The following is a 13,402-nucleotide window of genomic DNA, read 5'->3' on the forward strand; positions in this document are numbered from 1 at the left end:
ATCCTCCTGTATAAGTGTAATCATAATAAGAACTGGTTCAGATCAAGTAAATTCTGAGAAATCATATCATTAAGTAATTCGATATATTGAGCTGTTATTTCACTAGGTTGTCGATCTTTATGAGCAATCCAGCCAATCGTTACTGTTTCATTGGTTTCAACAGGTATCGAGATTAACTGATGTCCATTGAGTTCAGACACAAGAATACCTGTCCCGATCGTATATCCATCTGTACCCATTAATAGATTAGACAATGTAGCGCGGTCGCTTACTTTAATACTTTTTTCATTGCTTCGAATACTGAGCATTTCTTCAGAAAAGTGTAATGAATTGTTAACTCCCTGTTCAAACGTAATATACGGAAAGCCCGACAAGTCCTCCATCTTCACTGTTTCTTGATTAGCTAATGGATGTCTGCTATGAATCAGAATATGGGGACTCGTGTTAAACAAAGGGGTGAATTTCAGATTACCATCACTAAAAAGCTTATTCATCACTTTGAAGTTACGTTCATTAATATACAAAATGCCGATATCACTACGCAGAGAACGCACATCTTCAATAATCGGATACGTCTGTGTTTCTCGTAAATGAAAACTGTATTCGTTCACATCACTTTGCTTCATCAATTTGACAAACGCATCTACCACAAATGCATAATGTTGTGTAGATACCGAAAAATGAATTTGTGTACGATTTTTACCATGATAACGGTTTTCGATCAGTTCTGTCTGCTCAATGATCTGACGCGCATAACCGAGAAACTCCATTCCATCGATAGAAATACTAATTCCTCGATTGGTACGATCAAAGATAGTAATGCCTAACTCATTTTCAAGTTCTTTAATCGCGTTGGAAAGGCTCGGTTGAGAAATAAAAAGACGTTTGGCTGCTTCATTCATCGAACCGCAATTCGCAATTTCGATCGCATACCGTAGCTGCTGCAATGTCAACCGTATTCCTCCTTATCCATCCTTTTTCAATATAATGATACGATACTTTGATTCAGATGTTATATTTCAATCTAATCGTAGCATATATGTTCAACTCCAAAAAATCAAAATTTTTGGTTATCCGATAATCTATGTATTTCAGAATATAACAAAAAGCAGTTCTTCCTCATGACAGGCGAACTGCTTTTCTATCGTTATAAAGCTTGATCAATACGTGTATTTTCTTCCAAATCACGATATAACTTTCGTTCGATATCTTTGGCTCTCATTGGTTTGCCATAATAGTATCCTTGAATTTGAAAACAGCCTAGTTGAGATAACATTTCTACTTGCTCTGCCATCTCTGCACCTTCGGCAATCACGTTCATATTCAATTGTTGAGCTAATTCGATAACTGAACGAACTACTGCTACATTTCGTGGATTGGTTCCGATATCATAGATCAATGAACGATCGATTTTTATAAATTGGAACGGAAAACGGGTGATTGTTCGTAACGATGAATATCCTGTACCAAAATCATCGACAGCCAACACAACGCCCATATCTACAATCGATTTGCACACTTTCAAGATTTGTTCTTCTTCTCGAATCGCTTCGCTTTCTGTAAACTCCAGACATAACAGATGAGCTGGTAATCCGGTTTCTTTAAGAATAGCTTCTACTTTGTTAGCAAAGTTAGGATCGCTTAATTGACTAGCGGAGACATTAACAGATATTTGTAAATCTGTATGCCCTGCTTGAATCCATGCGGCGGCTTGATAAGCAGCTTCTCTCATCACCCATTCTCCAATTTGACGAATCGTTCCATTTTGTTCTGCAATCGGAATAAAATCGACAGGTGAGACAATCCCTAGATCAGGTGAACTCCATCGTAACAACGCTTCTACTCCAAATACTTGTTGAGTACGACTATCGACTTGAGGTTGATATACAAGAGAGAACTCTCCAAGACTTAGTGCATTTTCTAATCCTTGTTGTAATAATAGGTGCTTTTCAGCTAATCTTTTGAGTTGTTTGGTAAATATATGATATTGGTTGCGACCGGAACGTTTGGCTACATACATCGCTGTATCTGCATGACGTAGTAACGTTTCCGAATCTTCCCCATCATCAGGAGAAATACTAATACCGATACTACAAGAAACTCTATAATATTTGCCTACGATAACGACCTGTTGTTCAAAAGCATGTATAATCTGATTCGCAATATCGATCGCCAACTGCTCACCTTCTCCTGGAGCGAGTTCAATCATAATAGAGAACTCATCCCCACCCATACGAGCTACAACCGCATGAGGAGGTACATAGTCTTGTAAAAGCTGAGCGACGTGTCGTAACAAAATATCTCCAGCAGAATGACCCATCGTATCGTTAATCCATTTGAAATGATCCAGATCAATCTGCATCACAACCACTTTAGTGCCATCTTCATTTGCTTTATCGACAGCCATCCATAATTTGCGATTAAATTGAAAGCGATTAGACAGTCCTGTTAGTGGATCATTGTAAGCTAATTCGATCAACTGGGCTTCATTCAATTGTTGCGCTGTAATATCACGCACTAGTAGATAACAATACAGTTCCCCATCAATCTCCAAAAAATCATTATTCACTTCAACAATATAGGTCATCCCTGTTAAATTACGTATTTGTACTTGAGAGTTCTGCAATATCGTACGATTCTCAAATGCTTTTTTTAACCGTTCCCGGTAATTATGTTTATCTTCATGCTGAAGCATAGCAAAAATATCAATCTCGCCTTCCGATTCATCGACAGCCGCCAGTAAGCGAAAAGCAGGATTAGCTTCCACTGCAATTCCATTTCGATTCATCAGCGCAATCCCGCTACTTGATAATGTAAATAGAAGCTTATAACGGCGTTCTGCTGCTGCCAAAAAGTTATATTTATGCATGGCAATATGCAATGTTACAGCTAAGATCACACCTGAATAAGCCGGTAGACTTGCAATCGGAAAATAGGGGGTTTCTTTATAAATCGAAGTAATTACGAAAGTGATCACTAACCATAATGCGGCTAGAATACTTCCTCGCATAATAGTACGCATCATGCGCTTCTCACGCTGATACATTAAAGAGCCATTCATTTTGCGATAAGTAAGTGCGACAAATGTAATAAGGGTAGTTAGACTATAAAGAGCAATAACAATAAACATCAAATCAAACGAGAGTGAACGATCTTCCACTCGCCAGTATTTACTTTGAGTAATCGTAATATTAAAAAGGTACGGATACACATTAAGTAAAGGAATACCTATTAACGGAATACAAGCCATAAGATGAACCATATATCTAGGAATACGCAAGTGACTCAAATTAGCAAAAAAATAAATCAGCAATGTCATCGCTAAAAAAGAAAGATTATATCCTAGAAAAGTAAAGGTGAGTTGCCCGTATTGAAATTCTAAGGTATGCATAAGAAAATCGCTTAAAAATATTAAACCTAATGTAAACATAACCATCATCGTTAATCGATGCAAAGAATGTTTGGGATTTCTCAAAATAACATTGATCGCTAAAGTAGTAAGAAATAAAAAGGGTACAAACAAACTGATTACACTAATCACAAAAATAAACATAATCGTATCCTCCAACCTAACGTCACTTATAACGTTATATCTTAAATATCGAACAATTTAGACAAAAAGATTAGCGTTAAAAGTGATCTTCGAATAACTTTTAGATTATTCTTAATGATTCATATCCTTATTTTCTAAATAAGTAAATTTATGTATAATATTTTTGTGATTTGTATGATCAATCTAAAAAAAGCTACCTCCTTATATAGAGGCAACTTTTTAGATCATGAATTTAAAATAGTGCATGAGTGTACTTTAGTTTATGAAGTAGCGGTTGGTCTTATAATGATTTCATTGATATCCACTTCTTGAGGTTGCTCGATCGCATACAAGATAGCATTAGCAATAGCGCTAGCCGGGATCGAAATACGACGATATTCTTTCATTTCAGCACGAGCTTGCTCATCCGATATATGATCAGCTAATTCAGATTCAGTGACACCTGGAGATACAAGAGTGACTTGAATATGTCCACCTGATTCTTGACGCAATCCTTCTGTGATGGCTCGTACTGCAAATTTGGTAGCGCAATAGACTGCTGCTGTTGGACTTACTTGATAAGCTCCTACAGAAGCGATATTAATAAAATGCCCTGTCTGTTGCTTCTCCATAACAGGTAATCCTGAAGCAATACCATGTAAAACACCGCGAATATTCACATCAATCATTTGATTCCATTCTTCCACTTTATAACTATGAAGTGGAGATAATGGCATAACTCCAGCATTATTGATAAACACATCTACTCGTCCGAATTTTTGCTGGGCAAAAGCTACAAACTCGTGCATCTGTTCAAGGTTGGTAACATCCAACGTACAATATTCTGCTTGTCCGCCTTCTTCCTTTAATTCTTGGACTACCTTTTGTAAACGTTCTGTTCGTCTTGCTCCGAGGACTACCGACGCTCCTGCTCTACATAATACACGTGCTGTCGCTTCTCCTATTCCACTACTTGCTCCCGTAATCAATACTACTTTATTCAAGATTGTATCCATTTTGTGATCCTCTCCTTTGCTTGATCCTAGTGTATAATGAAAGAATTCTATGACATAGATGGGCGTTTATCCTAGGATTCATTGTCCCTGTCTCATCTGGACAGATATTTATAAATAAGATTGGTAGGAGGTCGCTATGTTAGAAGTGGATCGTCAATCAGAATTAGGAGATTTTCTAAAAAATCGCCGTGCTCGAATATTACCTGCACATGTTGGACTACCGGAACATGGACGTAGACGGACTCCAGGGTTGCGTCGTGCGGAAGTGGCTATGCTTGCTGGAGTAAGTGTAGATTGGTATACGTATCTGGAACAGGGACGCGATATACAAGTCTCTATTCAAGTGCTAGAAAGTATAGCCCGCGTCTTACAACTAGACGAATTTGAACGTAAACATCTTTTTGTATTAGCCCATTGCCAATTACCACCTTATATACATCCACCTCAATTGCAAGTTAGCGATACAGTGCAACGTTTTTTAGATCAATTAGGTCATGCACCTGCTTGTGCTATTGATCCAAAGTTAAATGTCCTATCGTGGAATAAAGCTTTTTCAGTCGTGTATGGAGACTATAGCTATTTGAACGAACAGGATCGGAATCTACTATGGCGAACCTTTACTTCTACTGAATTTATTGCTCTCAAAGGATCACAGTGGAAAGAACACGCCCTTCGCCTTGTCGCTCAATTTCGTGCCAGATATGCTCGTTTTATCGAAGATCCTTGGTATACCGACTTTGTGATAAATTTGCAAAAAGTAAGTGAACCTTTTCGCGAATTATGGGAATTGCATGAAGTATTAGATGCACCAGAAGGTCGTAAAATTATCCTTCATCCTATTGTCAAAGAACTTGCATTTGAACATATTTCTTTTCAATCTTTAGATTCTCCTGATATACAAATTCTTGTTAATATAGCTTTACCTGAATTTGATACCGCTCGTAAACTGGCAATACTTATAGATCAGAAGTAGTATCAAACTGCTTCTGATCTATGGTATAGTCGGTTATTTTGTTGTTGTATAATTGTAGAGGATGTGTTTTTCTTTTTTCCGATTGAGCGTCGAAAGTATGGTTTTTTGAGTATGATGCGATAACATTTTTGGTTTTCTATTGTGAATTTTTCATATGTTGAAATATTTATTTAAGTAGTTTTATAAAGTTATTATTGTCCAAAAAGTTTTGAACTTTGCCAATCGTTCCTTCATTGTAGAAAAAAGAAAAAGCAACGAAAATAGCTTATATTCAGCCATTTTCGTTGCTTTTTGAGCAATAATATTCATTTTCCTTTAATTTTTAAAGACTATTGTTCTTTTTCTCTTGTTCTCTCAATTCTATTCTGCGGATTTTGCCAGAGTTGGTTTTCGGGAGATCCGTCACAAACTCGATTTTGCGTGGATATTTGTATGGTGCTGTCCACTCTTTAACATGAGTTTGTAATTCTTTTATTAATTCAGGTGTACCTTCTACTCCATCTTGCAACACGATAAATGCTTTAACCACATGTCCACGAACTTCATCAGGACTCGCTACAGCTGCACATTCTTTGACAGCTTGATGCTTCATTAATGCTTCTTCTACTTCAAAAGGTCCGATTGTATAACCAGAGCTGATAATAATATCGTCGCCCCGTCCTTCAAACCAGAAATAACCATCTTCATCTTTCCAAGCGCGATCTCCAGTCACAAAGTAATCACCATGTACATTAACCTGCTTGCGTTCTGGATTCAGATAATACGTCTGGAATAACGCAGGCATATCAATACGAACAGCGATATCTCCTACCTGACCAGCCGGTACAGGAACACCTTCTTCGTCTACCACTTCTACCAATCCAGGAGACATCGATTTCCCCATAGAGCCCAAGCGAATTTCAGTATCAATCAAATTACCGATCAATAGTGTACTCTCTGTCTGTCCATACCCATCACGAATCGTAATATCGAAGTGACGTTTGAACGTATGAATTACTTCTTGATTTAGTGGCTCGCCGGCAGACACAGCACTGCGTAAGTTAGGCAATTGATATTCATCTAACCCTTCGATTTTGGCCATAATCCGGTATTCTGTCGGTGTACAACACAGCACTTGAATATTGTAATCATCAAGCAAATGCAAATACCGTTTGGGATGGAATGATCCATTATATACGAATCCAGTTGCACCATTTCCTAGAACCGATAAGAATGGGCTCCAGATCCATTTCTGCCAGCCAGGTGCCGCAGTTGCCCACACTGTATCACTCTCACGGATATCAAGCCATGGTGAGGTAATACGAAGGTGAGCATATGCCCAACCATGAGTATGGACAACACCTTTTGGATTGCCGGTTGTTCCTGATGTATAGGCGAGAATCGCTGTATCATCTCGCTTCGTATCTACTGCTGTGAATTCTTCAGACTGTGCATCTAGCAATGAGTCTAACCCAACCCAGTTCTCTGATAAAGTAACTGCTTCATTAGAAACAGCGATCCGATGTTCCCATGATGGCAATTCATCTTGAATTTTATCCACTTCGCCCATTACATCAGACCAGGCAATAACAGCTTTGGCTTGAGAATGATCTAGACGATATGCTAAGTCTTTCGCACGCAACATTTCAGAAGAAGGGATAATAACCAGTCCACTTTTCAGACAAGCCAGATAAATAACATAAGCAATAATCTGTCTTGGTACCATGACCAATACCCGATCTCCTTTTTGAAGTCCTAACTTCACCAATCCATTTGCTAGACGATTAGCCTTTTTCAATAAATCACCATAAGTGATCTCAGCATAATCGTCATGCTCGCTTAGCCATTTTAAAGCAATCTTATCAGCATCATGACGTTCCATCTCTGACGTCAGATTATATTGTTCGGGTGCAATCCATTTTTGATAATCCAAATGAGTAATCTCCTTTATTCAACCATAATATAAGTGTTATCACTTCTGCATAGTATAGCACGTCTTAAGACCAGGTTCTAATATCAAAAGTCATAATTCTATCTATACTAACAGAAAAGATCTAATTTGACATATCGCTATTATTCGATATAATAGCCTGTATGACAGAAATCGATATTTTTAAAGCTCTTTCAAATGAGACGCGTTTAAATATTTTGAAATGGTTGAGAGAACCTGAGAAAAACTTTCCCCAGCAACAAGCGCATTTGCCTAAGGAGGTAAGTATCAAAGGTGGCGTATGCGTAGGCGATATCCACGATAAGGTGAATTTATCTCAGTCAACAGTTTCACATTATTTATCTATTATGCAAAAAGCGGGTCTTCTTGAAGCGGTACGTTATGGACAATGGACGTATTATCGTCGTAATGAAGATACAATTAAGAAAATAGCTAAGTTCTTAGATGAAGAAATTTGAACAAAGCTAGTTTCTTTTTTTGAAGATATATCGATTATTCGAGATATTTATATAAAAGGAGTGAATAATGTGAGTAAAATACTGATTTATCTAGCGGCTATTATCGCAGGTATGTCTCTAAGTATCGAAGCTGCTATCGGCGGTGCGCTAGGTGAACATGTAGGAGAATTAGAAAGTACGTATTACATTTTTATTATCGGAGCTATGGCGACCTTTTTGGTCACGTTGTTTTTCGGTAAAGGAAACTTGGGCGCCATATTTACAGTTCCCAAATGGAATCTTCTTGGCGGTCTGCTCGGTGTTGTCTACCTTGCTCTACTCGTAATCAGTGTAACGTTAATCGGTGTAGGTATATCGATCACAGCCGTTATTATCGGGCAAATTGTGATTAGTATTATTATTGAACACTTTGGACTTCTCGGTTCACCCAAAATCAAATTTAATGTCAATCGATTGGTAGCTGTTGTTTTGCTTACTGTGTCGTTTTTCTTAGTCTTGTAGGAGGTCAACATTATGAATATAGCTATGTTAATTATTCCTTTACTAGCAGGTATCGGCTTAGGTATTCAATCCGCAATCAATGGTACACTTGGTAATAAAATTGGAACGATTGAAAGTGCCTTTTTCACCTTTTTCACAGGTGCTATTTTTTTGACTATTATTGTAAACTTCTTTGGACAAGGCAATATTTTGAATATTCACGAAGTTCCTAAATGGCAATTGCTTTGTGCTATTTTCGGTGTCGTCTATCTTTCATTAATGGTATTAGCTGTTCCTAAGATTGGTGTAACGGCTGCGGTCATCTCTGTGATAGTCGGTCAATTGGTAGCCAGTATGGCAATCGATCACTTTGGTTGGTTTGAAAGTGCAACGATTCATTTTGGAATCAAGCGTCTTATTGGAGTGATTTTGATGCTTGTTGCTTTGTTCTTTGTATTCCGCGAGAAAACAGTTACGAAGACGGCTTCTTAACAAGATTAGTAATTGTTTATTATAAAAGACCCTGAGTGCTGGATCATACAGCGTACTCAGGGTCTTTATTTTGGTCTTTATTGATACTACTCGGCGGTCATTACGATACACGACTATGAATTGCATTTTCTGGGGCAAGTGGACGACTGTAGTAGAATCCTTGTACGTTATAACATTTCCACTCTTTGAGTAACGCTACTTGTTCTTCTGTCTCTACGCCTTCAGCAATAATTTTTAATCCTAATTGCTTCGCCATAGAGATAATCATTTCAGCAATCGCACGACTATCTTTATCTACTGTAATTTTGCGGATAAACGAGCGGTCGATTTTGAGACAACCGATTGGCAAATTATGCAAATAACTAAGTGAGCTATAACCTGTACCGAAATCATCCATCGACACCGAAATGCCGGATTGTTTTAATTTACTCAAAATGTCAATTACATGCTCTTCATTATGCATCATTGCACTTTCTGTAATCTCAATTTCCAACAAGGTAGGATCGAAATCTAATTCTTGTAGCGTTTTGATAATAGTCTCATAAATGTCTGGCTTCATTAAGTGAATTGGAGATACGTTGACAGCAATCGGTACTGCATCATAACCTTCACACTGCCATTTTTTACTTTGTAAACACGCCGTACGTAACACCCATTGTTCTAAAGCAATAATCATGCCTGACTTTTCTGCTAATGGGATAAATGAAAGTGGCGGAATTTCACCCAAAATAGGATGATACCAGCGAACAAGTGCTTCATAGCCGATAATAAGTCCGGTACGAATATCGAACTTGGGTTGATATACTAATTTTAATTGATTATTATCGATTGCTTGTTCCAGATCATTTTCTAGCATAATCTGTTCCAGACTGCTCTGATCAGATACTGCGTCATAGAACTGATACTGAGAACTGCCGTTTTCTTTGGCTGTATACATCGCTGTATCGGCACGCTGAGTCAGTACACCTGCGGATGCCCCATCTTCCGGGAAGCGGGCAATCCCAATCGAAGCTGATAATTTTACCGCATGCTTTTCAATATGAAACGGTTGTACAAATCGTTCCACCACTTTGCCGGCTATTTTTTTGATTTCTTCGATATCTGATAAGCCCGGGATAATCACTGTAAATTCGTCTCCACCCATTCGAGCAACAAAGCTGTCTTTGGGCAGGCAACTTTTCAGTACAAGACCAGAGTGACGAATAACAGCATCTCCAAAAGCATGACCGAATAAATCGTTAATACGTTTGAATCGATCCAGGTCGATAAAAAATAAAGTGAACGGTGAATGATGATTATCTACCATCGTATACATCGATAAGCGAGTTTCAAAAGAACGACGATTCGCTAACCCTGTCAATTCATCATGATAGGCAAGATGACGGATCGTTTCTTGATCTCGTTTACGTTTGGTAATATTTTTGACAATAGTATAAGCACCTTCGATTTTGCCATGTACAAAGATAGGAATAGACGTTAACGCTATCGATAACGTACGGTCTTTTTGATATTTTAATTCCAGGTCAATCGTACTTGAATGTCCGCTTAACACTAATTTCAAATGATCTTGAGCAAGAATTTTCTGTTCGCCTTCTAACAGGTCTGTAGCACGTACTCCAATCAATGTTTTGCCCAGTTCACTAGACATTTTCTGAGCGCGGCGATTAATCCCTGTAATAACACCATTGATATCAAATTCAATTACACTATCAGGATTCTGTTCATACAAAGAACTGTAATACTGTTCTCGCTGAATCATTGCACGATTTTCTTTTTGTTCACGGACAAAGATAAAACTATCCGGAATAGCATACAGACTAGCTGTAACAAAAATCATATAAATGTAAGGAACAAGATATGACTTTTCAGTCAATCCCATTTGATCAAACGGTAATACGGAATATGCACAAAGTAACGGAATGCCTGCTAGCCCCATTCCTGAAGTGATGATACCAAAAATCATTGTAGGCGAACGTAGACCATGTTCCCGATTACGACTAGATAGTGAAAATAAGCGCATAACTGCTAAACAAATAGAAATAGCGATAGGAATCGTCATTAAAATCAGTTCAGGTTGCCAGATCAAAAATCCTCGAAATAAATATAATGTATTCGCATAATCAAACACTAAAATCGTAACTGCTACCGTCATACTGGTTACAAAAAATTGCATAGATCCACGCCATGATGAGAAAGCATAACGGGAAGCGGCAAACACTGCTCCATAACAACCAATAATCGTAAAAACAAGATGAAATCCATAATATTTCATTGTGATCGGAACATTCATTGATATGGGGATCAAAATATGAGAAGTACTAAAAGCTAGTACGCCAATGAGAGCTATTATCCGCTGTCTTTTTTTCACATATTGATTACGCAACGAAGAGTTAGACCACGCAGAACCAATAACTATGACAGCACAACCTACCATAGAAGCTAAGGCGGCTATAAACACATATAGCCAGTGGACGGGTATCGTTGTTTCCAAAATCGTATTCATTTTTCTGCCTCTTTCGTTACGTTTCTATATATATCCTCTTATTAGTTCTTTAGACTACTTACTATGAGTCTTTTATCATATAAATTTAAACAAAAAGTAAAGACTTTAAACTCATTTTACATAAAAATTGTTAATAAAGTATGAATATTTTTTATTTTTCGCTAATTTTCGTAAAAAAATTCAATATTTTTTCCTTTTATTCTATTTTTAAGTTAAAAAGTAAATCAAAAGACCTATTTTTAGACGTAAAAAAAGTAGATCGTTAATTCAATGATCTACTTTTGTAAATGTAATAATCGCTATTTGTAAACTGGTTATGATGTTTAGATTTGTAAAATGCCGGCACGTGGAGTCACACCAAAAGCTGTAGCTAGATCAGCTAATTGTTGATCGGTTATTTTCTGACGAACCGAATGATGAGCTGTCAGCATATAAATCTGAGCTGCTTTTTCTATCGTTTCGATAAGTCCAAAAGCTTCATCTATCGAGTGCCCTGTCCCAAATATACCATGATGTGGCCATAATACCGCATGATGATCTCTCATCTTCTGCGCAGTGGCTTGACCGATGGCATTAGACCCTGGCACCATCCATGGGATAACGCCAATTCCATCTGGAAACACTACAATACATTCGGTACACATTTCCCATAATGTTTTGGTAAATGTATTTTCATTAAGATCATGGATAAAGCTCATCGCGATCACATTTGTTGCGTGATTGTGTATAACGACCCGGTGCTGAGGATCTACTTTTAACCTTTCAATATGACTCATAAAATGAGAAGGCAATTCACTTGTCGGTACAGCTCCATTTTTGAATCCCCATAATACTTCCAATTGTTCTCCATTTGCAGATACACGCAAAAGACCCAAGTTGGCTTCAGGATCATCAATTACATTTTTAAAATATTTCCCTGATCCTGTTACGATAAAGTATTTACCTGCTAATTCATGTACAGGAAAAGCAGGTTGGATATTATATTGTACTTGCTGAATATCAATATAAGGCGAGACTTCTTCTTCATCAAGTATACAGCTCACATTTCCACCATTACGCTCATCCCAACCAAACTTCCACATATTATAGGTCGTCTCTGCCATTTCGCGTACAAAAGGAATATGCATTCCTGCTTTGATAGGTTGAGCTACTGTTGAGGTGTTCATGTTACATCTCTCCTATTCAATATGGGTTAGGATGATACAGAATTGATCATTTGCATTTATACTTTGTGAAAATAATTACTTTATCTATAATGCTATATTAGTCCTAATTGAAAATGAAGTCAACAAAAAAAGACATAAATAAAACAAAATAAAGATTTAATCTATCTTTTATTGTTTGTTTATGTCTTTTTGTAAATCATTATTATATTTTAGGTGTTGGATACGGCTTTATAAGATCATACCCGTATTTTTGACGATTAAGTTCTTCTTGTTGTTGTTTGGCTAAAGCTTGCTCGCCTAGCATCTGTGCATAATCTGGATGGACTGCAAATACGCCATCATCATCGCCAATAATCAAGTCTCCTGGCTGTACGGTTACACCACATACACTAATCGGTGTATTTACTTCGCCTTCCATGTCTAAGCTTCGAGTAGTTAATGCACTGGTTCCTGTCGCAAATACCGGGAAATTCAATTCTCGAATCACTTTCACATCGGTTGCACAACCAGAGATCACTACACCTGCTACTTCTTTTTTCATCGCTACATATGTACGAAATTCTCCCCAACATGCTCGAAAATCATCTCCAGACATATCCACTACAATCACATCGCCAGGCATTACTTGTTGTAACGCATGTCGAATCGCTGTGGAATCAAGATGAGGAATACGTACAGTCACCGCATTGCCAAGCATTCGAATCGGACGAAACAAAGGCTGTATCCCTCGTAAAAATCCAAAGTCTGTCAGATGACCTAATGTAGAAGGCTGAAGTTGACTGTACAATGTTATTAATTCTGCTGTAACACCCTGAACGCGCGGTTCGATACGTAACATCTGCTGTACTCCTT

At 37.7% G+C, this 13,402-nt stretch carries 11 protein-coding genes; 4 read left to right on the forward strand and 7 right to left on the reverse strand.

The features are described 5' to 3' along the window. Positions 1 to 20: 20 nt before the first annotated feature. The 3 genes from PQ460_RS12875 to PQ460_RS12885 form a co-directional block, all read right to left on the reverse strand. The gene (locus PQ460_RS12875; protein ID WP_274170034.1) at positions 21 to 953 is read right to left on the reverse strand and encodes a LysR family transcriptional regulator; all 933 of its coding nucleotides are present in this window, start codon (positions 951 to 953) and stop codon (positions 21 to 23) included. Positions 954 to 1,147: 194 nt separating this feature from the next. Beyond that, complete coding sequence (locus PQ460_RS12880; RefSeq protein WP_274170035.1) at positions 1,148 to 3,553, reverse strand: putative bifunctional diguanylate cyclase/phosphodiesterase; 2,406 nt, start codon at positions 3,551 to 3,553, stop codon at positions 1,148 to 1,150. 260 nt (positions 3,554 to 3,813) lie between these two features. Beyond that, positions 3,814 to 4,548, reverse strand: a complete 735-nt coding sequence (locus tag PQ460_RS12885; protein WP_274170036.1) for an SDR family oxidoreductase — start codon at positions 4,546 to 4,548, stop codon at positions 3,814 to 3,816. 136 nt (positions 4,549 to 4,684) lie between these two features. On the opposite strand from PQ460_RS12885, the gene PQ460_RS12890 reads away from it, so the two are divergent. Next, positions 4,685 to 5,521, forward strand: a complete 837-nt coding sequence (locus PQ460_RS12890) for a helix-turn-helix transcriptional regulator (RefSeq protein WP_274170037.1) — start codon at positions 4,685 to 4,687, stop codon at positions 5,519 to 5,521. A 322-nt stretch (positions 5,522 to 5,843) separates the two neighbouring features. On the opposite strand, the gene PQ460_RS12895 is transcribed toward PQ460_RS12890, so the two are convergent. Beyond that, a complete protein-coding gene (locus PQ460_RS12895) occupies positions 5,844 to 7,382 on the reverse strand; it encodes an acetate--CoA ligase (RefSeq protein ID WP_274172935.1) in 1,539 nt (512 codons plus the stop codon). A 212-nt stretch (positions 7,383 to 7,594) separates the two neighbouring features. Between PQ460_RS12895 and PQ460_RS12900 the strand changes: the two genes are divergently transcribed. The 3 genes from PQ460_RS12900 to PQ460_RS12910 all read left to right on the forward strand — a co-directional run bounded on the left by PQ460_RS12900 (position 7,595) and on the right by PQ460_RS12910 (position 8,881). After that, positions 7,595 to 7,909 (forward strand): ArsR/SmtB family transcription factor, encoded by a 315-nt coding sequence (locus PQ460_RS12900; protein WP_273616134.1) that lies wholly within the window; start codon positions 7,595 to 7,597, stop codon positions 7,907 to 7,909. A 69-nt stretch (positions 7,910 to 7,978) separates the two neighbouring features. Beyond that, positions 7,979 to 8,410: a DMT family transporter gene (locus tag PQ460_RS12905; protein WP_273616133.1), complete on the forward strand. Its 432-nt coding sequence runs from the start codon at positions 7,979 to 7,981 to the stop codon at positions 8,408 to 8,410. A gap of 12 nt (positions 8,411 to 8,422) precedes the next feature. Beyond that, entirely contained in the window at positions 8,423 to 8,881 is a 459-nt protein-coding gene (locus tag PQ460_RS12910; RefSeq protein WP_273616132.1) for a DMT family transporter, read from the forward strand. A 100-nt stretch (positions 8,882 to 8,981) separates the two neighbouring features. Here PQ460_RS12910 and PQ460_RS12915 read toward each other — a convergent pair whose 3' ends face one another. From PQ460_RS12915 to PQ460_RS12925, 3 genes are all read right to left on the reverse strand, one after another. Next, positions 8,982 to 11,384, reverse strand: coding sequence for a bifunctional diguanylate cyclase/phosphodiesterase (locus PQ460_RS12915; RefSeq protein WP_274170038.1), 2,403 nt, complete (start codon positions 11,382 to 11,384; stop codon positions 8,982 to 8,984). A 323-nt stretch (positions 11,385 to 11,707) separates the two neighbouring features. Then, positions 11,708 to 12,550, reverse strand: coding sequence for a rhamnulose-1-phosphate aldolase (gene rhaD / locus PQ460_RS12920; protein WP_274170039.1), 843 nt, complete (start codon positions 12,548 to 12,550; stop codon positions 11,708 to 11,710). A gap of 202 nt (positions 12,551 to 12,752) precedes the next feature. Then, a complete protein-coding gene (locus tag PQ460_RS12925; protein ID WP_274170040.1) occupies positions 12,753 to 13,388 on the reverse strand; it encodes an RraA family protein in 636 nt (211 codons plus the stop codon). Between the last annotated feature and the right edge of the window lie 14 nt (positions 13,389 to 13,402).

This window comes from Paenibacillus sp. KACC 21273 (genome assembly GCF_028736095.1).
GTDB lineage: Bacteria > Bacillota > Bacilli > Paenibacillales > Paenibacillaceae > Saccharibacillus > Saccharibacillus kyungheensis.